Here is a 21,854-nt window from a genome sequence, read left to right as displayed (position 1 = left end):
GCCCGCCGACCCCGAGCAGCGGCTGTGCACCTACACGGCGGCGAAGGGCTCGGTCACCGAGGAGCGCCTGCGCACCCTCGCCCTCGGCGTCGCCGCCTAGTCCGCCTCCCCGGGATTTAAAGTGTGGGTTGCGTTCCGGCGGATGGTGTGGGTGTCGGGGTGGGTGGTGGCTGGGTGCCGTCACGGTCCCCTGAGGTTCCGGTGGCCGGCGCTCAGGACTAGTCCGCCTCCCCGGGATTCAAAGTGTGGGTTGCGTCCCGGCGGATAGTGCGGGTATCGGGGGTGGGTGGTGGTTGGGTGCCGTCACGGTCCCCTGAGGTTCCGGTGGTCGGCGCAGGGCTTTACCCGATGATCTACGAGACAGGCCTTGGCCTGCAGGGCGTCAGGAGCAGGGCTCGCGCCGCGCCGCCCGCCGCCATGATCGCGCTCACCCGCGACGCCGGGGTCAGGTCCGCGACGAAGCCCCGCACGGTCAGTGGGGGAGCTTGACCACCGTGACGAAGAAGCTGTCGATGTGGCGCACCACTTCGATGAACCGGTCGAAGTCCACCGGCTTGCTCACGTAGGCGTTGGCGTGCAGGCTGTAGCTCCGCACGATGTCCTCCTCCGACTCCGAGGTCGTCAGGACCACCACCGGGATCATGCGCAGTTCCGGGTCGTCCTTCAGCTCCGCCAGCACCTCCCGGCCGTCGACGCGGGGGAGGTTCAGGTCCAGCAGGATCAGGCCCGGCCGGGGCGCGTCCGCGTACTCGCCCTCGCGGCGAAGGAACTGCAACGCCTGCTCGCCGTCGTTGACGACGTGGAGGCGGTTGCGGATCTTGTGGTACTCGAACGCCTCCTTCGTCATCAGCACGTCGCCGTCGTCGTCCTCGACCAGCAGTACGTCGATCACGTCCAGGTCAGTCATCGGTGTCGGTCTCCTCGGTGAGCACGGGCAGAGTGAAGCAGAACCGGGAACCGGACGTAACCTCGGTGTCCAGCCAGATCCGCCCGCCGTGGTACTCGACGATCTTGCGGCACATCGCGAGCCCGATCCCGGTGCCCGGGTAGTCGCCCTTGCCGTGCAGGCGCTGGAAGATCACGAAGATCCGCTCGGCGTACTCGGGCTGGATGCCGATCCCGTTGTCGGACACCGAGAACTGCCAGAATTCCCCGTCCCGCTCGGCCGAAACCACGACGTGCGGTGGCGCCTCGCCGCGGAACTTGATCGCGTTGCCCACCAGGTTCTGGAACACCGTGGTGAGCAACGGCACCTCCGCCTTCACGACGGGCAGCTCACCGGCCTCGACGGTGGCGCCGGACCACTCGATCGCCTCCGCGAGGTTCGTCTTCGCCTGCTCCAGCAGGTCCGAGCACGACACCTCGTCGCTCCGGCGCGCGATCCGGCCGACCCGGCTGAACGCCAGCAGGTCGTTGATCAGCACCTGCATCCGCTTGGCGCCGTCGACCGCGAACGCGATGTACTGGTCGGCCCGCTCGTCGAGCTTGCCCTGGTAGCGCCGCTGCAGCAGCTGGCAGAAACTGGCCACCTTCCGCAGCGGCTCCTGCAGGTCGTGCGACGCCACGTACGCGAACTGCTCCAGCTCGGTGTTCGACCGTTCCAGGTCCTGGGTCCGCGCGTCGAGCTCGGCGTGCGTGGTCTGCAGCGCGGACAGCTCCTGCAGGATCCGCTCGCGCATCAGGTTGACGTCCGCGCCCAGCTCCCGCACCTCGCGCGGCCCGCTGTGCTCGACGCGGTGCCGGAAGTCGCCGTCGGCGACCGCGCGGACCTCCGCGGCCAGCCGGGACACCGGCCGGATCGCCGCCCGGCGCAACCCGATCGCGAGCGCCAGCACGATCAGCACGAACCCGATCGCGATGCCGACGCACGCGACGTTCAGCGTGGTGGCGGACCGGTCCAGGGTGGCTGTCGCGCGCGTCCGGGCGCCGTCGAGATCGGCCTGCAGGACCGCCACGGCGCCGCGCACCTCGTCGAAGAACGCCTTGCCCGCGTTGAGGTTCTCGCTCCCGGCGGGCCGCCCGGTGGTGTCGACCGTGGCGATGGCGGGCTGGGCGTAGCTGACCCGCCAGTTCTTCGCCCGGTCGGTGACGTCCCGCAGGTCAGCCTCGCCCGCGGGAATCCCGGCGAGATACCCCTCGAGCCGCGTCGTCGCGTCCGCCGCGGCGGCCACCCCCTCGGTGTAGGGGGCGAGGAGGTCCTGCTGGGCGCCCAGCGCGTAGCCGCGCACCCCGGTCTCCTGGTTGACCAGCGCCGACTCCAGCCGCAGCGAATGCTGGATGGCCGGGTCGATCCGGTGCACGACCTGCTGGCGCGCGTCGGCGAGGTTGGTCAGCGCGAGGATCCCCACGGTGATCGCCGCCACCGAGAACAGCGCGAGCACGCCGACGCTGACGTTGATGATCCGGCTCAGCGGCCAGCGCGTCGCCGCGTGGTCGCGTGCGGTGAGGGTCGGCGTCTCGGGCGCGAGCGCCTCGTCGACGGCCTGGGTCATGCCGTCCGCGCCCAGCTGAGCGCCACCACGGCCATGTCGTCGTCCAGGTCGCCGCCGTTGAGCTCACGCACCCGGCCGGTGATCTCCTCCAGCAGCCGGTCCGACGACTGCCGCGGGTCCCGGGCCAGCGCCGCCTCGACGAGCTGGACCAGCCCGAAGACGTCCAGGCGCTCGTCGCCGCTGCCGACCCGGCCCTCGATCAGCCCGTCGGTGTACATGAGGACCGTCCAGCGGTCGCCGAGCCGGATCTCGTGGCTCGGCCAGGTGGACCCGTCGCCGACGCCGACCGGGGTGCGCGGCGACGCGTCGAGCGGGCGCACGCCGTCGGGGGTGATCAGCAGGGGCGGCGGGTGACCGGCGAGGTAGAGCCGTCCGGCCGTGCGGGACGGGTCGATCGAGAGCATGCCCAGCGTCGTGAACAGGCTCGGCCGGTGCCGCTCGTGCGCGAAGACCTGGTCGAGCGTGGTGAGCGCCTCGGTGGTGGGCCGCGCGGCGAGCACCATCGTGCGCCACGCGACGCGCATGGACACGCCGAGCGCGGCCTCGTCGGGCCCGTGCCCGCACACGTCCCCGACCACCGCGTGGACCCGGCCGTCTGCGGACTCCACCACGTCGTAGAAGTCGCCGCCCAGCAACAATCGCTGCCCGCCCGGCCAGTAGCGGGCGACCACGGTGAGCGAGGGGTCGGAGACCAGCGGCGTCGGCAGCAGGCCGCGCTCGAGCCGGGCGTTCTCCTCGGCGTAGATCTGCGCCTCGCGCAGCTGGCGCTGGATCTCCTCGGACCGCACGCGCTCGACGGCGTAGCGGATCACCCGGTCCAGCAGCTGCCCGTCGACCTGACCCTTGACCAGGTAGTCCTGCGCGCCGATGCGCACGGCCTCCTCGCCGAGGTACTCGTCGGTGAAGCCGGTGAGCACCACGACAGCGACCTCGGGCACGTTCTCCTGCAGCCAGCGCAGGCCGTCGAGCTCGTGGGTGTCGGGCAGGCCCAGGTCGAGCAGCACGCAGGTGCGGCCGTGCAGGGCCGCCTTGGCCTCGGCCAGCGACTGCACGCGACGCACGTCGACCGCGGCGTCGACCTCGTGCAGCAGCTCCTCGACCAGCACCGCGTCGCCGTCGTCGTCCTCGATCAACAGCACCGTGGTCCGGTCGGGTCTGTCCACAATCGGCGTTCCGCTGAGCGCAACGTGCCGGGCTACCATCGTCGGCCTGCTCGTCCTCGTTCCGGGGTGCCGACCTCCGACGGTCGATACAGTTGGCTCATCGTAGTGGTTGCCCGCCCCGCGCACCCTCGTCAGATTGCCAGGTCCGGCCGCAGCCCGCCGATCGTCCAACTCCCCTTGCGGCGCACCACGAACGTCACCGCCGCGACCGGGCCGCGACGACGAGGAGGCCCGCCCGGCGCGGTGCCGGACGGGCCTCGGTCGCGCTACCCGCCTACAGCTTGGCGCACTGCCCGGAAGCGATGCCGCGCACCGTGTTCCGCCGGCTCTCGTTGCCCGGGGCCGGCTGGTTGCCCAGGCACGACAGCGGGCCGGTCACCTTGTTCGCGGCCACGACGATGGGTTCGGCCCCGCCGTTGAGGAGCAGCGTCACCGGACCCGTGATCGTCGCCGTGTCGATGCGGACGCCGCCCGTGTTGCCGATCAGCGTCACCGGGCCGGTGATCGTCGCGTCCTCGATGAGGACCGGGCCGGTCGCGACCGTCACCGTCACCGGGCCGAGCACCGTGGTGCCCGACAGCGTGAACAGCGCCGGCTGGGTCGCCGTGACCGGGCCGGTGATCCGCCCACCGGTCGCGATCAGCGACGCGCCCGGCCGAACCGTCACCGCGCCGGTGATCGTCGCGTTGTCCAGGCAGGTCAGGCCCGTCGACACGGTCAGCGGGCCGGTCCGCCGGCCGGTGATCGTCGTCGTGCACTGCGGCCCAGGCCGGCCCACCGACGACCGGACCGCCGGGTCGGCGGTGACCGGCGAGCTCGCCGCGAGGTACGCGGTGAGCATCGTCAGGTCGTTGTCACCCGTCGTCGTCGCGTCGGTGCCGCCCGCCAGGGTGGTGAAGTTGTCTCCACCCGCCGCGAGGAACGAGTTCACCGTCACCCGGTAGGTGCCCGTCGGGCTGATCGGCGTCCCGTTCAGGGTCATCGACGTGATCCGCTGGCCCGCCGGGTTGTCCGGCAGGTACAGGTAGGCGAAGCCACGGGAGACGCCGAGGTGCAGCACCGGCCGGGACGCGCCCGCCGGCTGCCACTGCTGCTCGAGCACCTGCTTGAGCTGCGCCCCCGTGTAGGTCTTCGTCACCACGTCGTTCGCGAACGGCTGCACCGCGAACGCCTCGGCGTAGCTGATCACCCCGTCCGTGCCGCGGAGCAGGTCGGCCCGCAGCCCGCCCGGGTTCATGAGCGCGATCTGCGCCCCGCCCCGGCCCGGCGCGCTGGTGCCCGCGAGCTGCACGTCGGCGACGAAGTTCCCGAGCACCGACTCGGCACCGCGGTCCTCGGCGCCCGACGGCGTCACGGCCCGCTTGATGTCCGCGGTGATCGAGCCCAGCGGCCGCTGGCCCAGCACGTCGGCGTTCGCCTTGGCGTCCGCGACGAGCCGCGCGACGTCGGGGTCGACCGGCGCGCCCACCACGTCGAGCAGCGACGCGTCGCTGGACACGATCGACTTCGTCGTCGGGTCGACCGACAGCGTCACCTTGCCCAGCTTGACGCCGTAGTCCTCGGCCTGCAGCACCGGCCGCAGCCGGTCGGTGCCCGGGATCGGGGCCTCGAACGCGTACGGCTGGTGGGTGTGGCCGCTGAGGATCACGTCGATGTCGGCGCCGGCGTTCATGTACTTGCCGAACACCGGGTCCGCCTGCAGGTCCGCGACCGAGCCGATGTTCTGGGTCGCCGCGCCCTCGTGCGCGAGCAGCACGACGACGTCGGCCTCACCGTTGGCCGCGTTGCCGTCCTTCAGCTCGGCGGCGACCGCCTCGGCCTCGGCCACCGGGTCGTGGAAGGTGATGCCGGCGATGCCGTCCGGGCTGACCAGCGACGCGGTCTGCTCGGTCACCACGCCGACGACGCCGACCCGGATGCCCTGGACCGTCCGCACGTCGTAGGCCGGCAGCACCCGCTCGCTCCCGCGGTACACGTTCGCACCCAGGTACGGGAAGTCCGCCCGGTCGGTGACCCGGCCGGTGAGGTCGGCGACGCCCTTGTCGAACTCGTGGTTGCCCACCGCCGACACGTCCAGGTTCATCAGGTCGAGCGCGTCGAGCGTCGGGTTGTCCTGGTCGATGGCCGAGACGAACGTCGACGCGCCGATGTTGTCGCCGGCGGACAGGAACAGCGTGTTCGGGTTCTGCCCGCGCAGCTGGCCGACGAGCCCGGCCAGCTGGGCCGCACCGCCACGCGGCCGGCCGTCGGGCGCGTTGCCCGGCGACTCGAGCCGGCCGTGGAAGTCGTTGATGCCCAGCAGCTGCAGCCGCACCGGACCGGTGTCCAGCCCGACCACGATCGGGTTGTGGTCGCTGGCCCGGTACGGGTTCGGCGCGTAGAACGTCGGCGAGCCGTCGTACTCGAACGCGAACGACTCGTGCGCGTTGATCTGCCAGACGTCGACCCCGGTCACCCGGTCGGCGAGCGAGGGCGAGGCGATGGCGTGGTCGAGCGAGCCCGACTCGCCGCCGAACACGTAGCTGGACTCCCGGCCGTCGTTGAGGTCCACATAGGACTGATCGGAGAGGGCCCGCATCGGGTCCTCGTGGGTGTAGGCGTTGAAGTCGCCCAGCAGCAGCACGTCGTCGCTGCCGCTGTCGGCCTTGAGCGTCGCCACGAACGCGGCCAGCGAGCGGGCCTGGCGGACCCGGTCGCCGTTGAACGGGCCCTGCCCGTCACCGATGTCGGCGTTGTCGCCGGTCGCGGAGCTGGACGAGCTCTTGGACTTCAGGTGGTTGGCCACCACGGTGAACGTCTCGACGCCGGCGTGGAAGGTCTGCGCGATCGGCTCGCGGGCGTTGAACCACACCGACTCGTCGTTGATCGTCCGCGACTCGCCCCGCGGGGTCACCGACGCGGGCTTGAAGACGATCGCCGTGGTGATGAAGTCCTGCTGGCTCGCCGGGGGCAGCGCCGCGGGGGAGCGGACGTAGTCCCAGGTGCCCGCGCCGTCCTTGTCGTTCAGCGCGCCGACCAGGCGCTTGAGCGCCTGCTGCGGGTCGTTGGCCTCGAACCGGACCGAGTTCTCGATCTCCGCGAGCGACACCACGTCCGCGCCGAGCCCGCTGATCGCGGCGACGATCTTGGCCTCCTGCTTGGCGAGCCCGGCCGCGTCGGCCGCGCCGCGGGCGTTGCCGCCGAAGTGGACGAAGTAGTTCAGCACGTTGATGCTGGCCAGCCGGATGTCGCCGCCGACCTGCTCGGGCGCCGGCGTGCGGGGGTTGGTGACCTTGAACGTCGTGCGCCCGGTGACCGGCGTCTGCGCGGTCACCGGCGTGGTCGGCTGCAGCCGCCACTCGTTGAAGCCGTAGGACAGCACGGTCGGGGAGAACGCCTCGACCGAGTCGCCCACGCGCAGCGGCGCGTCCGGGGACAGGTAGGGCGGCAGCTGCCCGGCACTGGACAGGTTGGTCGACGAGCCGTCGTCGAGCAGCAGCCGGGCGAGCTTGTTCGCGGCCGCCTGGTCGAGTGCCTGCGGGGTGCCCGGCCGGTAGAGGTCGGTCGGGATCGGCGCGGCCTTGTCGCCGGCCGCGAGGATCACCTCGCCGAACCTGTTGGTGTTGTAGACCTCGGAGACGGTGAACTGGCCCACCGGCGCCACCATCATCGACTCGACCGACTCGCGGGCGGCGGGGTCGAGCGGGAGGCTCAGCGGCGCGGGCGCGGGCAGCGCGGCGTCGTGCGCGCAGATCTGCACGTCGGCCCTGGCGCCGATGGAGACCTCGGTGAGGCCGTTGAACTCGCTGACCGTGCCGCGCACCCGGACCTGGTCGCCGATCGCGACACCGGGGTGGTTGGCGGGGATCGAGGTCAGGTAGACGAAGACGCCGTCGGAGGCCACGCCGGCCCGCGGCTCGCGGTCGCCGGAGCCGGCGGTCTGGACGTAGACGCCGTTGTAGCCACCGGTGCGGTGGTCGGCGGTCACGACGCCCTCGACGACGACCTGGGTGCCGGCGAGCGGGGAGGCGTCCCCGGTGCCCTGGACCTCGGCGATCGTGTGGTTCACCGCGAGGTCGCAGCCCACGGGGTCGGGACCGGGGTCGGGGTTGCCGGTGCTGTTGCGCGCGCCGAACGTGTTCTGCGCGGGTGCCTGCCAGGTGCCGTTGATCTTCTGCAGGGAGAAGCCGACCGGGGTGCTGGTGGTCTCGGCGACGCCGATGTCGGTGGCGGCCATGCCGTTCGCGGGGCCGCCGGTGCCGGTCAGCGCGCCCTCGTAGGTCAGGAACTCGGCGACCGTCCCATCCGGACGGACGAGCGCGACGCCGTCGGGGGAGCCGTTCTGGATGCCGTCGGTCGGGTAGGTCGCGACGACCACGCCCGCCGCGGGGACCGTGTCGGAGAGGGTGCGGGTGTTGTAGACCGCCCCGCCGTTGCCGTTGTACAGCGCGAGCTGCCAGCCGGAGAGGTCGAAGCCCACCGGGGCCTCGATCTCCAGGGCCTCGCCCGTGTCCGTGCCGACGTTGTCGTAATGGATCTCGCTGAGCAACGGTGCGGTCGGTTCCTCCGCGGCGGCCGTCGAGCCGCTGAGCGTCGCGATCGTGGCGACCGCGGTCAGCGCTGCGACGGCTTGAAGCGAACGGACACGTCTCCAACTGGGCATGGGGCAAGGCCTCCGGTGGGGGATTCGGGCAAACCCGCCGGAGCCTAGGTCGGATATGTGTCGGCAAAAGAGCACGGAGATGTACGTGACGCGATCGTTAGGGGTTTCGGCGACGCTTGGTGATCACGCGATATGCCCTGGTAGTCGGGCATGCCGAACGGAGCAACCCCCTTCCTCCGAACCTCGCCCGGAGGCCGGTCGCCCTCCGCGGGGACGCTCGGGACGTGGCTCCGCCGGGAGGGGCTCTACGGCGCCGTCGAGGACCTGCCCGAGCTGCTGCACGCCTACGGCAGCGTCCACGACCACCGCCGGGCCGAGGCTGACCTGAGCCTCTCGCCTTGATCCTGGTGTATCAGCGGTCGCCGGGACGTCTCTGTGGGGCATGCGAGTCTCCCCCTTTCTTCCTCCGCACACCGCGCGCTAGTTGGTGTGGCAATGGTCGTCGCGGAGCAGGGCCGCTACCGACGGGATGCGGCGGACTCTCGCCAGGCAGCGCTGGCGGGTCGGGCCGATCGCGCCTACCGGCATGCCGAGGCTTGTGCTGATCTCCGTGTACGGGGTCGGCGGGTCGGAGAACAGCAGCGACAGCAGCTCCTGGTCCCGCTCCGACAACCCGGTCAGCGCGTCGCGGACCGTTGTTCTGCGTTCCTCCACGAGCAGGGCGACGACCGGCGTCCCAGGCTCGACCTCGTCGACGTCCTCCTTCGGGATCTGGCGACCCCGCTCCCTGAGCTGGGCGAGGCACTCGCGGCGCGTCGTGGTGGCCAGCCAGCCTGGCAGGGCCTCCGGCTCGCGCAGGGTGGTCAGCGACGACACCAGGCGCAGCCACACCGAACCCGCGACATCATCGGCGTCGGCGCCAAAGATCGCATATCCCCTGCACACCGAAAAAACGAGCGGCGCATAACGCCGAACGATTTCCCGCCAGGCCGATTCCACGCCCCCGGCAGCCCTTTCCAGCAGCCCCGCGACCGGCGAATCACAACGCATTTTCTTCCTCCCTCACAACCCCCCGGAGCTCCCCGCTCCGACCTTGCGTCAACGATTTCGCCTCGCCCTGCTCGCGGACCTTGCGGCAACCTTGCGGACGGGCCATTCTCAACAGGTCCGTCGCCAGCAAAAGGTCGATCACCGGGGGCCCGCTGCATGGAATTCCGGCTGTTCGGGGAGGTCCAGCTGCGGGCCGAGGGCCGGTCGCTCGACGTCGGAACCCCGCGGCAGCAGGCAGTGCTCGCCGCGCTCGCCGTGGACGCGGGACGGCCGGTCCCCATCGAGACGCTCATCGACCGCGTGTGGGACGACGACCCGCCGGCCGAGGCACGCAACGTCCTTTACTCCCACCTCAGCCGGATCCGCCGCCTCCTCAAAGGCGGCACCGCGCGGATCGAGCGGCGCAGCGCCGGCTACGTCCTCGACGTCGACCCCGACCAGGTCGACCTCCACCGGTTCGCCCGCCTCGTCGAGCAGAGCAAGACGGCCGCCATCACCGACCGGGCGGCCGCGCTGGCCGAGGCCCTGCGGATGTGGCGGGACACGCCATTGGCGGGCATCCCGGGGGAGTGGGTGGCCAAGACCCGGGACAGCTGGCAGCGCCGTCGCCTCGACGCGGCCGCGCGGTGGGCCGACGCGGAACTCGAGCTCGGCCGGTCCGACGCGGTCCTCGCCACGCTGCCCGACCTCGTCGCCGAGAACCCGTTGGCCGAGCCGCTCGAAGCGCTGCTCATGCGCGCGCTGCACGCCGCAGGCCGCGACGCCGAGGCGCTCGACCGCTACGCCGACCTCCGGCGCCGCCTCGCCGACGAGCTCGGCACCGACCCCGGCCCGGAGCTCCGCGCCCTGCACACCGCACTCCTGCGCGGCGAGCTCCCCGCGCCCGTACCCGACCGGACACTCGCGACACCCGCACAGCTGCCGCCCGACGTGTACGGGTTCGCCGGTCGCGACGCCGAGCTGCGCCAGCTCGACGCACTGGCCGGCAGCGGCTCGGGCACGATGCGGATCGCCGCGGTGTCGGGCACGGCCGGGGTCGGCAAGACCTCGCTCGTCGTCCACTGGGCGCACCGGCTCCGCGACCAGTTCCCCAATGGACAGCTCTACGTGAACCTCCGCGGCTTCGACCCCACCGGCTCACCGGTCACCCCGGCCGAGGCGATGCGCACCTTCCTCGACGCGTTCGAGGTTCCCCTGCAACGCATCCCGACCGGCTTCGAGGCACAGGTCGGCCTCTACCGGAGCCTCCTCGCCGACCGGCGCGTCCTCGTGGTCCTGGACAACGCGCGCGACGTCGAGCAGGTGCGTTCGCTGCTCCCCGGCGCGCCCGGCTGCCTCGTGGTCGTCACCAGCCGCACGCTGCTCTCCGGCCTCGTCGCCGTCGGCGCCCGGCCGGTGACCGTGGACCTGCTCGACGCCGGCGAGGCGCGCGAGCTGCTGGTCGGCCGGCTCGGCGCCGACCGGGTGGCGGCCGAGCCGTGGGCGGCGGGCGAGATCGTCGACCTGTGTGCCCGGCTGCCGCTGGCCCTCGCGGTGGTCGCCGCCCGCGCCGCCACCTACCCCACGTTCGCCCTCGCCGAGCTGGCCCGCGAGCTGCGCGAGACCCGCGGCGGCCTCGACGAGTTCTCCGGCGCCGACCCGGCGACCGATCCGCGGGCCGTGTTCTCCTGGTCCTACCAGCAGCTGACCGAGGCGGCCGCGCGGCTGTTCCGGTTGCTGGGCCTGCATTCCGGGCCCGACCTCGGCACCCGCGCCGCGGCGAGCCTGACCGGCCTCCCGGCGGCCACCGCCCGGCGGCTGCTCACCGAGCTGGCCCAGGCCCACCTCGTCGCCGAGCACAGCCCCGGCCGCTACGCCTGCCACGACCTGCTGCGGGCGTACGCGTCCGAGCTGGACCTCGCGCTCGACACGGACGCCGACCGCCGCGCCGCGACCCGTCGCATGCTCCGCCACTACGTCCACAGTGCCGACAACGCCGACCGGCTGCTCGACCCGCGCCGGGACGCCCCACCCACCCTCACCGCCGTGCCGTCCGATGTGGACCCCGAGCGGGTGCCCGACCTCGTCGGCGCGCTGGCCTGGTTCAACGCCGAGCACCGCGTGCTGGTCACCGCCGTCCACCAGGACATCGAGTTCGACGCCGAGGTCTGGGAGCTGGCGTGGACGATGCGGCGTTTCCTTGCCCACCAAGGACACTGGCACGACGAGGTCGACGTCCTCACGGTCGCGCTCGCGGCCGCGGAGCGCCTCGGCGACCCGGTGCGGCAGGCCTACGCGCATTGCTACCTGGGGTGCACCTACGTCTGGTTCGAGCAGCACGACGACGCCGACCGCGAGCTGCGCAGGGCGCTCGAGCTGTACCGGGACTCCGGCGACACCCCCGGCCAGGCCCACGTCCGGTACTACCTCGCCTGGATGCTCGAGCGGCAGGGGCGCAACGTCGAGGCGCTCGCGCACGCCGAGCAGGCGCTGGAGCTCTACGGCTTCGCCGGCCACTCGGCCGGCGAGGCCAAGAGCCTGAACGCGGTCGGCTGGTTCCATTCCATGCTCGGCGACCACCGCGCGGCCATCGGCTACTGCGAGAAAGCCCTTGACCTGCAGACGAGACTCGGTGACGAGGTGGCCGCGGGCTCGACCTGGCACAGCATCGGCTACGCCCACGACCGCCTCGGTGACCACACCCGCGCGATCGCCTGCTACCGGGCCGCGCTGAACCTGTACCACCAGTCCGGCTACCGCTTCGGCGAGGCGCTCGCGCTGCGCTCGCTCGGCGAGTCCTATCGCGACACCGACGACGCCGAGGCGGCCCGCGTCGCCTGGCAGCAGGCCATCGAGATCTACGACCAGCTCGGCCATCCCGACGCCGACGACACCCGCGCCAAGCTGAGGAACCTCAACCCCACCACACAGTGAAAGGTGCCGCGATGACCGAGCACACGATCTCCGCCGACGAGGTCGACGACCTGCTGGCCAAGCTCGACGCTTTGGACGTCAACGACGCACAACGCGCCTTGCTCGTGGCCGTCTTCAAGGTCGCCGTCGACGTCCAGGAGGGCAACAGGGGCGACGAGCGCCCGTTCAGCGAGCAGTTCGCCGCCGCCTTCAAGTCGAGCCAGGCCGATCGGGTCCTCGCCTACGCCGAGGTCGCCCCGCCGCGGAGCCCGGGCACCGACTCGATCATCCGCTCCACGGGGCCGTCGGCCTCGACCACGGCGGCGGCGATCATCCGGGGAATCATCCGGGACTCCACCGAGGGCATCATCCGGCCCACGCCGGAGGGCATCATCCGGAAACCGGCGGAGGGCATCATCCGGAACCAGCCGCCCGCCCCAGACCCGGCGCCCGCCCCGTCTCCGGACCCGGCGCCGAACCCGGCGCCCGACCCGGAGCCGCCGCACGAGGGCGGCGGCAGCCCCGACAACCCCGACCACCACGGCTAGGTAACGCGGTCGTGGCCGGCCTGCCGACGGTCCTGGTGTCGATGCCGTTCATGAACGTCAACCGGCCGTCGATCCAGCTCGGGCTCCTCAAGGCGATCGGCGAGGCGCACGGCTTCCCGGTGCGCACGCTGCACGCCAACCTGGACTTCGCGGCCCGGATCGGCGTGGACCACTACCGGCTGCTGGCCGAGCAGTACGGCCGGCTGGTCGGCGAGTGGCTGTTCTCCGTCGAGGCGTTCGGCGACGCCGCACCCGATCGGGAGGCCCGGCTGCTGGCCGAGTTCGGCGACGAGCTCGGCCACCCGCCGGAGGCTTTGCTGCGCATTCGGGACCACGACGTCCCCGATTATCTCGATGGCATTGTCGCCGGCTTTCCGTGGCAGGAAATTCGGGTGGTCGGCTTCAGCTCGACCTTTCAGCAGAACACCGCGTCATTCGCGCTGGCGCGCAGACTGAAAGAAGGATTCCCGGATATCGTCACCGTGTTCGGCGGCGCGAACTTCGACGGCGACATGGGCGCGGAACTCCTCCGCTCGGTCGACTGCGTCGACATCGCGGTCAGCGGCGAGGGTGACGCCGCGTTTCCCCGGCTGCTGTCCGCGCTCGCGACCGGCGCGGACCCCACCGGCATTCCCGGCGTCGCCACCCGGTCCGGCACCACGGCGCCCGCGCCGCCCACCGAGCGGCTCGACGACCTGCCGGCGCCGGAGTACGGCGAGTTCTTCGACCGCGCGGCGGGCCTCGGCCTGCCGACCGGCGACGTCTGGCTTCCGTTCGAGTCGGCGCGGGGCTGCTGGTGGGGCGCCAAGCACCACTGCACGTTCTGCGGGCTCAACGGGTCGACGATGACGTTCCGCGCCAAGTCCCCGGCCCGGGTGCTCGACGAGCTCGCCGGCCAGGCCCGGCGCTACGAGCGCTTCCGCTTCGAGGCGGTCGACAACATCCTCGACCCGAGGTACCTCAAGGAGCTGTTCCCCGCGCTCGCGGACCGCGACTACGAGCTGTTCTACGAGGTCAAGGCCAACCTCACCCGCGCGCAGCTGAAGGTCCTGGCCGACGGCGGGGTGACACACCTGCAGCCCGGCCTGGAGTCGCTCAGCTCCACCGTCCTGCGGCTCATGAACAAGGGGGTGCGGGCGGCGCAGAACATCAACCTGCTGCGCTGGGCGCGCTACTACGGGATCGGCGTCGCGTGGAACATCCTGTGGGGCTTCCCCGGCGAGACCGCGGAGGACTACGCGACGCAGGCGGCGGTGGTGCCGCACCTGGTGCACCTGCAGCCGCCCGGCAGCGCGAACCAGGTCTCGCTCGAGCGGTTCAGCCCGCTGTTCGAGGACCCGGACCGGTTCCGGCTGCCGGCACCGAGCCCGGAGCCGAGCCACCGGTTCGTCTATCCGTCCACTGTGGACATCGACCGGGTGGCGTACTTCTTCGGGTACGAGCCGCCGCTGCCGCAGGCCGCGTACGCCCCACTGCGCAAGGCGGTGGGGGAGTGGTCGCTGGCCTGGCGGTCCGGCTCGCCGCCGGGGCTCGCCTACCGCTCGGCGCCGGGCTTCCTGCGGATCGAGGACACCCGCCACCCCGGCCGCGAGGGCACGTACACGTTCCGCGACACGCTGGCCGACATCTACCTCGCGTGCGGCGACCGCCCGACCACCGCACCGGCCGTCCACACCGCGATCGGCGGGACCGTGCCGGTGGCGGCGATCGAGGCCGCGTTCGACCAGTTCCAGGAACGCGGCCTGATGTTCCTCGACGGCAACCTGGCCCTGTCCCTGGCGATCCCCGCCACCGCTGGTCGTTAGGGCACGGCCGCGCGCTGGCGGTTGGCCGTGCACAGCCGGCCGGTGCCGCACAACAGGAATCCCGTCGGCCCTGGCCGTGACCGCGCTCGTCGTGCTGGAATACAAGGCGGTCCGATCGGGGGTGGGGGACATGGCCGAACCCAGCACGGCACTGTCCGGCGCCGCGCCGCAGCGGCTGCGTACCAACAGCCTCGGCGTGCCCGGCGTCGTCTTCTTCGTCATGTGCGCCGCCACGCCGCTCACGGTCGTCGGGGCAGTGGTGCCGACCGGGATCGCGGTCACCGGCCGGGTCGACCTGCCCGTCGCGTTCGTCGCGGTCGGCGTCGTGCTGGCGTTGTTCTGCGTCGGGTACGTCGCGATGGCCGGGCGGATCCGGCACGCCGGCGGGTTCTACGCGTTCGTCAGCCGCGGGCTCGGCCGGCCGCTCGGCGTCGGCGCGGCGTGGGTGGCCCTGCTGGCCTACAACGGTTTGCAGGTCGGGCTGTACGGCGCGATCGGCGCCGCGGCCGGGCCGCTGCTCCAGAGCTGGCTCGGCGTCGATGTCGCGTGGTGGGTGTTCGCGCTCGTCGCGTGGGTGCTCGTGGCCGTGCTGGGCCTGCTCAACGTGACGATCAGCCGCAACGTGCTCGGCGTGCTGCTCCTCGGCGAGGTCGCGGTGATCGTGGTCTACGCGGTCGCGAACCTGCTCGACCCGGCCGGTGGCACGGTCCCCACCGAACCGCTGGACCCGGCGAACCTGCTCTCGCCCGGGGTCGGCGCGATCCTGGCGCTCGCGGTGCTCGGGTTCGTCGGGTTCGAGGCCACCACGGTGTTCGCGGAGGAGTCACGCGGGCCCGACACCGTGCGGCACGCGTCCTACCTGACCGTCGCGGTGATCGCGGTGCTGTACGGGCTGAGCTCGTGGGGCACGGTGGCCGGCGCCGGCCGCGCGGTCGAGGCGGCGCGCGCCAGTGGGCCCGACCTGATCTTCCAGCTGGCGTCGGCCCGGCTCGGGTCCGGGCTCGTCGAGGTCGGCCGGATCCTGTTCGTCACCAGCATCCTCGCGGCCATGGTGTCGTTCCACCTCACGACCGCGCGGTACTTCTTCGCGCTGGGCCGCGAGCGGGTCTGCCTGCCGGCGGGCTTCGGCCGCACGTCGCCGCGGACGGGCGCGCCGGTCGCTGGATCCCTTGTGCAGAGCGGGATCGGGCTCGTCGTCATCGTGGGGTACGCGGTCGGCGGCTGGGATCCGGTGGTGCACCTGTTCTTCGCGTTCGGCACGTCCGGCGGGCTCGGGGTGTTGCTGCTGATCGCGGTCACCGCTTTGGCGGTGCTGGGCTACTTCGCGCGGCACCCGTCCGGTGAGACGCTGTGGCGGCGCCGGGTCGCGCCGGCCCTGGCCGCGGTCGCGGTGGCCGTGGTGCTGTTCCTGGTCGTCGCGAACTTCGGCTCGCTGCTCGGGGTCGACGACAGTTCCCCGCTGCGGTGGGGGGTGCCCGGGTTGTTCGCCGTGGTCGGGATCGCCGGGGTCGGGTGGGGCCTGGCCGTGCGGGCCCGGGACAGGGCGCGCTACGACGGCATCGGCCTGGGTTCGGTTGGGGAGGATCGCTCGTGATCACCATCCGCCGCGCCACCGCCGCCGACCTCGAGCCGGTGAGCGCCCTGATCGCCGCCGCGTTCAGCGACCTGGCCGTGACCCACTGGCTCATCCCCGACGACGCCGCCCGCGAGCCGGTGCTGGCCGCGAACTTCAGGATCCACGTCGAGCACGCCCTGACCCACGGGATCGTCGACGTCGCCGGCGGCGCCGCGGTGGCCGTCTGGTTTCCCCCGTCCGTCCCCGAACCCGCGGACTACGACGCCCGCCTGGCCGCGGGTTGCGCTGCGTTCGCCCCCCGCTTCCGGTTGCTGGACGCCGCGTTCGAGGCCCACCACCCGAAGGAGCGCCACCACCACCTGGCGTTCCTGGCGACGCACCCGAGCCAGCAGGGCAGCGGCCTGGGCACGGAGCTGATCCGCCACCACCACACGTGGCTGGACGGCCACGAGATGCCCGCGTACCTCGAGGCGAGCAGCGAGCGGGCGAGAGATCTGTACCTGCGTGAGGGCTACGAGGCGGAGGAACCCTTCCACCTCCCCGAAGGCCCACCCCTGTGGCCGATGTGGCGCAAACCCGCACCACCCTCTAACGCTTGACGACGGCCCGCATCACCATTCTGAACAGTTCCTGCGCGTTGTCGGTGTTGCCTTGCGCGCCCCGGCTGAGTGCATCGCGCTCGTGCTCGGCGCCGCCCTCGCCCGCATAGATGAAGTAGGGCGTCCGCTGGTCGGTTTGGCGTACCTTTTCGAGCAGCAGGTAGCCTTCCCGAGGGCCTTCCCTCCGCCCCATATCGGAAATGATCGCCCCGAACTCCCTCCGGCTCAGCTCCCCGAGTGCCTCGGTGGTCGACCGGCTGAGCGTGAAGTTCAACCCCATGGCCTCGAGAGCCCGCCGCTCGTGAAGGTTGTTGTCGGGCCGATCGTCGACCCACAGAACCTGATCGGCGAAGTGCGGCCGCCCCGCGGAGTCGCGCACCGTCCGCACCAGCTCGCCGAGATCACTCTCCGTCGGACTCTTGTCGTGCTTGATGGAGGCCACGGTGAGGGACGCGGTCGCGGACAGCAGCTTGACGTAGTTCTCCTCGTCCTTGAAGTCCTGCGGGGAGAACAACTTGTTGCTGTGGCGGCCCACCAGCCACGCGAAAACGCCCAGGACCAGAACAGGGAAGATGACGAGGAAATACACCAGCGGGAGGCGCTCGGCGGGTGACATGGAGCCGGAGAACGTCGTGACAAGCGCGGCCAGCCCGTACACGAGCACGATGAACAACGCGATGATACCCAGCGGATTTCGCGCCAGCCTCTGCGCGGCGTCGCCGAATTTGCCGGTGTCGTTCACGGTTCCTCCAGCGGGCCTGGCCCGGATGGCAAGATCTGGGATTTCGACAAGCCATACCCATATCGCGTCGGCGCGCGTACAAGGTATCCCACCTGGATGGGAGAGGGTCACCAGCCGGAACGTTCCGCTCGGGTACTGATCGGCTCACCAGTGCAGCTCGTGGCAGCTCGGCGCCGAGGCGCCGGTCTCCACCTGCAGCGTGGCGTGCTCGAGGTGGTAGTCGTCGGCGAGCAGCTTCTGGGCCGTCCGCAGGATCTCGTCCTGGTCGGTGCCGGCGGCCACCGCGACGTGCGCGGACGCGACCTCCATGCCGGAGGTCAGCGTCCAGACGTGCACGTCGTGCACCTCGAGCACGCCCGGGAGCGCGCACAGCGCCCCGGTGAGCTGGTCGACGTCGACGCGCTCGGGCGCGTGCTGGAACAGGATCTGCAGCGACCGGCGGGCCAGTGTCCACGTGCGGGGCAGCACGAACAGGCCGATCGCCACGCCGATGACCGGGTCGGCGTAGCGCCAGTCGAACAGCAGGATGAGCGCGCCGCTGACCAGCACGCCGAGCGAGCCGATGAGGTCGGCGACGACCTCGAGGTAGGCGCCGCGGACGTTGAGGCTCTCCGTGGATCCCTTGCGCAGCAACAGGAACGCGCCGACGTTCGCGGCGAGCCCGAGCAGCGCCACGACGAGGACGGTGAGCCCCGGCACCTCGGGCGGGTCGCTGAACCGCCGCACCGCCTCGTACAGGACGTACCCGGCGACGCCGAAGAGCAGGATGGCGTTGGCGAGCGCGGCGAGGACCTCGGCGCGGTAGAGCCCGAAGGTGCGGCTGGGGCGGTGCCGGGCGCGCTTGGCGGCGAGGATCGCGGCGAGCGCGAGGCCGACGCCGATGACGTCGGTGACCATGTGCGCGCCGTCGGAGATGAGCGCGAGCGAGGACGTCGCGACACCGGCCGTGACCTCGACGACCATGAACGCGGCGGTGATGGCGAGGGCGGCGGCCAGCCGGCCCACGTAGCGCCCCGACGCGCTCGTGTGTCCGTGCCCGTGACCCATGCCCGGCTCCTCTCTGCCGGAGTCAACATATAGTCATATGCGCATGCATGCAATATTCTACGTCGCCATGCCGCGTTCCGCTCGAGTCTCCATCCACCGGCCTATAGCCCTGGTCGTGGCCGGCGCGAACCGGGCGCCGAGCGCGCCGATCCGGGCCTCCGGCGTGACCGGCACGACGAGCCGGTTGTCCCGCACGGCGGCCAGCACCGCCGCGGCGACCTTCTCCGGCCCGTAGCCGCGCTTGCCGTAGAGGGCGTAGGCGCGTTGTTGCCGCTTCTTCTCCTCGTCAGGGGTCGTGCCGGCGAAGCGGGTGGTCGCGGTGATGTTGGTGTGCACGAAGCCCGGGCAGATCGCGCTGACGCCGATGCCGTGCGGGGCGAGCTCGCCGGCGAGGCACTGGGCGAGCATGAGGACGCCGGCTTTGGTGGTGCTGTAGGCGGGGAGGGCCGGGCTGGGGACGTACCCGGCGGCAGAGGAGGTGATGACGACGTGCCCGCCTTCGCTGCGGTCGACCAGCCGCGGGAGGAAGGCGCGGAGGGTGTGGATGACGCCCCAGAGGTTGACGTCGAGGACGCGCCGCCAGTCCTCCTCGCTGGTGTCGAGGAACGAGCCGCTGACCCCGATGCCGGCGTTGGCCATGAGGAGGTCGGGGACGCCGTGCTGGCTGGTGACGTGCGCGGCGAGCTTGTGCGCGGCCTGCCCGTCGGCGACGTCGAGCTGGTAGGCGAGCCCGCCGGCCTGCGCCGCGGTCCGCTCCGCGGCCTCGAAGTCGATGTCGACGCAGAGCACCTCGGCCCCGGCCGCCGCTAGCGCGAGCGCGGTTTCCTTGCCGATGCCACTCCCCGCCCCGGTGACGAGCGCGAGCTGGCCGTCCATCTCGCGGGCCGTGGCGCCGACCCGCGCCCTGGCCAGCTCCCGAGGCGCGTCCTGCCCGTCCACATGGTCGACGAACTCGGTGATCAGCCGGGCGACGGCGGCCGGGTGGGTGCGGGGCGCCCAGTGTCCGGCCGCGAGCTCCCGCCGCCAGAGCACGTCGCACCAGGGCTCGGCGACGTCGAGCAGCGGGCGGGTGACGTAGGGGTCCTGGGTGAGCGCGATCTGCTGGACGGGGAGCCGGATCGTGCTGGGTCCCCCGCCGGCCGGCCGGCCCACCATGTTGGCCCGGTAGAGCTGCACCCCGTTGCTGGCGTCGCGATAGGTGGCCCGGAACTTCCGCCGCAACGCGGGAATCCGCCACACCAGCTCGGGAACGACAGGCACCTGAAAAGCCCCGATGTACCACGAGTGCAGAACCTGCCGGATCACCTTGCCCGGCCGGCGCCGCCACCCCCGCATCCAGACCCCGATCTGGTCGAGATCGGGCCCCGAGATCGAGGTGTACGAGCGGAACTTCCGCGGGTCCAGCGCGGGCCAACACTGGATGGATCCCCAGTCGTGCCCCACGAGATGGACGGTGTCGTCGGGACTGACCGCGTCCTTGACAGCGAGGAGATCGGCATTGAGCCGATCCATCCGATACCCATCCCGATCGGCGGGCGCCGCGGACTCCCCGTGCCCCCGAACGTCATACCGAACGACGTGGAACCGCTCGGCGAGCCGCTCCGCGACCCCGTCCCAAACGCGCGAGTTGTCCGGATACCCATGTACGAGCAACACGGTCGCGGCCTGCGGATCCCCCTGCTCGAAGACCGCCAAGCCCACCCCACCCGACTCGACAACCAGCCGCCGCACTCCGCTCATGCGAGTCACGGTAGCCGCCCCGGGCCCCCGGGACCGGATACGCTAGGCTCACCCGCGAGAACAATGGGCCCTTGTAGCTCAGGGGATAGAGCACTGCCCTCCGGAGGCAGGTGTCGCAGGTTCGAATCCTGCCAAGGGCGCCCACCCCCCACCATGCGAACAGCCACTGACCAGCATGAGTACTGGTCAGTGGCGATCTTTGTCTTACCCGGCTGGATCCGGCGTTCTACGAGCGTTTACGGACAATGCACGGACAAGGCGCGAGCACGCGTACCAGGGCGTTCAGTGCCCGATGGCTTCCTGGACCCGCCGCCGGTTGACCACGTCTTGGCCGTACAGACACGCCGCGTAGACCTCAAGGATCGCGTGACGTGGTTTGTGACATGCCCGGGAGCGGAAAGGATCTGTCAAGCCATCCGCGAGATGCGCTCTCAGATCAGCAGGCCCGCACGGGTCGCAGGGCCGCTCGTCCAGGTTCGTTCGACGGACGACATCACCCTTCCGACCAGTCGCTCGGCCTCGGCATCGCCTGTCCACCGGCCGCAGGTCCGAATGGTCGCGGTTCCTGCCCGTCGCCGCGTCCAGACGGCCGGCCACCACAGCGGAGCCACCGCAGCGGGCCATCGCGTCGGCCTACGAACTCGCCCGCACCGAGGAACCAGGAGGGTGATCAGCAAGTCGCGCGACCAGGGCGGCCATGAGACCGGTCGGTAGGTCGGGCACAGGGGTCTTCCGGGTCGGGTTCGGCTGCTTGGCGGGGTGGGTGCGTGGATGGACTCAGATATGCGGGATGGGCCGGTAGATGAGCTCTTGGGTGTGGCCGTCGAGCGTCCGGCTCTCGATCAGCTCGAGGTCGAAGTCGGCCGCACCCCCGAAGATCGGGTCCACTCCGGTCTGACCGGTGATCACCGGGAAGATCGTCACCTGGACGCGGTCGACCAGACCGGCGGCCATCAGCGCCCGGTTCATCGACAGGCTGCCGTGCGAGCGCAACGGCACCTCGGACTCCTTTTTGAGCCGGGCGACGACCTCGACGGCGTCGCCGTTCACGAGGGTCGCGTCCGGCCAGTCGAGGGGTCCGTCGAGGGTCGTCGACACCACCGTTGTCGGCAGGTTCCTCATCGTGGTGTTCACTGGGTCACTCACCTCGGACTCCTCGGTGCTCGGGCCTAGCGCCTGCACGAATTGCCGAAAGGTGTTGGCCCCGAGGACCATCCGCTGCTCCTCGCCGTACAAGGCGAGGCGGCGGTCGAGAAACTCGGGGCCTTGCTTGCCCCAGTAGCCGCCCCAGTCGCCGTTGCTGTTGTAGGAGCCGAAGCCGTCGAGGCTGGAAAAGACGTCGAAGGTGTAGATAGCGGTCATGATGCTCTCCTCGAGTGCGGTTCTGCTCCCTGGGGGCGCCCGTCGTGGGCGGCCTCTCACTCCTGCTACGAACACCGCTGGCCCGATTCGACACCGCGTCCCGGACTTCGTTCGAGGATTTCCGGTACGCCGGTGGTGAGCGGTCCGGTGACCGCGATGGCCGGCTGGGATGAGGTGCTCATGCCCCCTCGTTTCTGTCCGATGTGGTCGCTCTCGACCACGACGGAACAGAGGGTGCCGGGAGCGACCTTCAGTT

At 71.5% G+C, this 21,854-nt stretch carries 16 protein-coding genes and 1 tRNA gene; 7 read left to right on the top strand and 10 right to left on the bottom strand.

Annotated features, from left to right (window positions below; translation table 11 throughout):
• Nucleotides 1–472 precede the first annotated feature (472 nt).
• The 4 genes from VGD70_RS27640 to VGD70_RS27625 all read right to left on the bottom strand — a co-directional run bounded on the left by VGD70_RS27640 (nucleotide 473) and on the right by VGD70_RS27625 (nucleotide 8,183).
• The gene (locus VGD70_RS27640; protein ID WP_331086374.1) at nucleotides 473–907 is read right to left on the bottom strand and encodes a response regulator; all 435 of its coding nucleotides are present in this window, start codon (nucleotides 905–907) and stop codon (nucleotides 473–475) included.
• Entirely contained in the window at nucleotides 900–2,492 is a 1,593-nt protein-coding gene (locus VGD70_RS27635; RefSeq protein ID WP_331086372.1) for a sensor histidine kinase, read from the bottom strand. The genes VGD70_RS27640 and VGD70_RS27635 overlap by 8 nt, the downstream gene beginning before the upstream one ends.
• Complete coding sequence (locus VGD70_RS27630; protein ID WP_331086370.1) at nucleotides 2,489–3,655, bottom strand: fused response regulator/phosphatase; 1,167 nt, start codon at nucleotides 3,653–3,655, stop codon at nucleotides 2,489–2,491. Before VGD70_RS27630 ends, VGD70_RS27635 begins: the two co-directional genes overlap by 4 nt.
• 274 nt (nucleotides 3,656–3,929) lie before the next feature.
• Nucleotides 3,930–8,183, bottom strand: coding sequence for an ExeM/NucH family extracellular endonuclease (locus tag VGD70_RS27625; protein WP_331086369.1), 4,254 nt, complete (start codon nucleotides 8,181–8,183; stop codon nucleotides 3,930–3,932).
• Nucleotides 8,184–8,447: 264 nt separating this feature from the next.
• Between VGD70_RS27625 and VGD70_RS27620 the strand changes: the two genes are divergently transcribed.
• Nucleotides 8,448–8,639 carry a hypothetical protein gene (locus VGD70_RS27620; RefSeq protein WP_331086367.1) on the top strand — a complete coding sequence of 64 codons (192 nt, stop codon included), beginning with the start codon at nucleotides 8,448–8,450 and terminating at the stop codon, nucleotides 8,637–8,639.
• A gap of 78 nt (nucleotides 8,640–8,717) precedes the next feature.
• Here VGD70_RS27620 and VGD70_RS27615 read toward each other — a convergent pair whose 3' ends face one another.
• Nucleotides 8,718–9,287 (bottom strand): sigma-70 family RNA polymerase sigma factor, encoded by a 570-nt coding sequence (locus VGD70_RS27615; RefSeq protein ID WP_331086365.1) that lies wholly within the window; start codon nucleotides 9,285–9,287, stop codon nucleotides 8,718–8,720.
• 156 nt (nucleotides 9,288–9,443) lie between these two features.
• Here VGD70_RS27615 and VGD70_RS27610 point away from each other — a divergent pair, with 156 nt between their 5' ends.
• From VGD70_RS27610 to VGD70_RS27590, 5 genes are all read left to right on the top strand, one after another.
• Entirely contained in the window at nucleotides 9,444–12,200 is a 2,757-nt protein-coding gene (locus VGD70_RS27610) for an AfsR/SARP family transcriptional regulator (RefSeq protein ID WP_331086363.1), read from the top strand.
• A gap of 11 nt (nucleotides 12,201–12,211) precedes the next feature.
• Nucleotides 12,212–12,727, top strand: coding sequence for a hypothetical protein (locus tag VGD70_RS27605; protein ID WP_331086361.1), 516 nt, complete (start codon nucleotides 12,212–12,214; stop codon nucleotides 12,725–12,727).
• Between the two features lie 11 nt (nucleotides 12,728–12,738).
• A complete protein-coding gene (locus VGD70_RS27600; protein WP_331086360.1) occupies nucleotides 12,739–14,532 on the top strand; it encodes a RiPP maturation radical SAM C-methyltransferase in 1,794 nt (597 codons plus the stop codon).
• Nucleotides 14,533–14,662: 130 nt separating this feature from the next.
• Nucleotides 14,663–16,126 carry an APC family permease gene (locus VGD70_RS27595; RefSeq protein ID WP_331086358.1) on the top strand — a complete coding sequence of 488 codons (1,464 nt, stop codon included), beginning with the start codon at nucleotides 14,663–14,665 and terminating at the stop codon, nucleotides 16,124–16,126.
• Nucleotides 16,123–16,707: a GNAT family N-acetyltransferase gene (locus VGD70_RS27590; protein ID WP_331086356.1), complete on the top strand. Its 585-nt coding sequence runs from the start codon at nucleotides 16,123–16,125 to the stop codon at nucleotides 16,705–16,707. Before VGD70_RS27595 ends, VGD70_RS27590 begins: the two co-directional genes overlap by 4 nt.
• Here the strand turns inward: VGD70_RS27590 and VGD70_RS27585 are convergent.
• The 3 genes from VGD70_RS27585 to VGD70_RS27575 all read right to left on the bottom strand — a co-directional run bounded on the left by VGD70_RS27585 (nucleotide 16,697) and on the right by VGD70_RS27575 (nucleotide 20,236).
• Nucleotides 16,697–17,449, bottom strand: coding sequence for a response regulator (locus tag VGD70_RS27585; protein ID WP_331086354.1), 753 nt, complete (start codon nucleotides 17,447–17,449; stop codon nucleotides 16,697–16,699). The two genes, VGD70_RS27590 and VGD70_RS27585, sit on opposite strands and share 11 nt — an antisense overlap.
• A 144-nt stretch (nucleotides 17,450–17,593) precedes the next feature.
• Entirely contained in the window at nucleotides 17,594–18,496 is a 903-nt protein-coding gene (locus VGD70_RS27580) for a cation diffusion facilitator family transporter (protein ID WP_331086352.1), read from the bottom strand.
• Between the two features lie 57 nt (nucleotides 18,497–18,553).
• Nucleotides 18,554–20,236 carry an SDR family oxidoreductase gene (locus tag VGD70_RS27575; RefSeq protein WP_331086350.1) on the bottom strand — a complete coding sequence of 561 codons (1,683 nt, stop codon included), beginning with the start codon at nucleotides 20,234–20,236 and terminating at the stop codon, nucleotides 18,554–18,556.
• A gap of 67 nt (nucleotides 20,237–20,303) precedes the next feature.
• Here VGD70_RS27575 and VGD70_RS27570 point away from each other — a divergent pair.
• Nucleotides 20,304–20,376: transfer RNA gene (locus VGD70_RS27570), tRNA-Arg, on the top strand.
• A gap of 637 nt (nucleotides 20,377–21,013) precedes the next feature.
• On the opposite strand, the gene VGD70_RS27565 is transcribed toward VGD70_RS27570, so the two are convergent.
• Both VGD70_RS27565 and VGD70_RS27560 read right to left on the bottom strand, forming a co-directional pair.
• Nucleotides 21,014–21,598 carry a dihydrofolate reductase family protein gene (locus tag VGD70_RS27565; protein WP_331086348.1) on the bottom strand — a complete coding sequence of 195 codons (585 nt, stop codon included), beginning with the start codon at nucleotides 21,596–21,598 and terminating at the stop codon, nucleotides 21,014–21,016.
• Nucleotides 21,599–21,663: 65 nt separating this feature from the next.
• On the bottom strand, nucleotides 21,664–21,854 hold a 191-nt coding region (locus VGD70_RS27560), incomplete at its 5' end, for a hypothetical protein (RefSeq protein WP_331086346.1).

This window comes from Actinophytocola sp. (assembly GCF_036402745.1).
In the GTDB taxonomy this organism is placed as follows: domain Bacteria; phylum Actinomycetota; class Actinomycetes; order Mycobacteriales; family Pseudonocardiaceae; genus Actinophytocola.
Note: the sequence above shows the minus strand (reverse complement) of the source record. Positions and strands in the feature narration are given on the sequence as shown.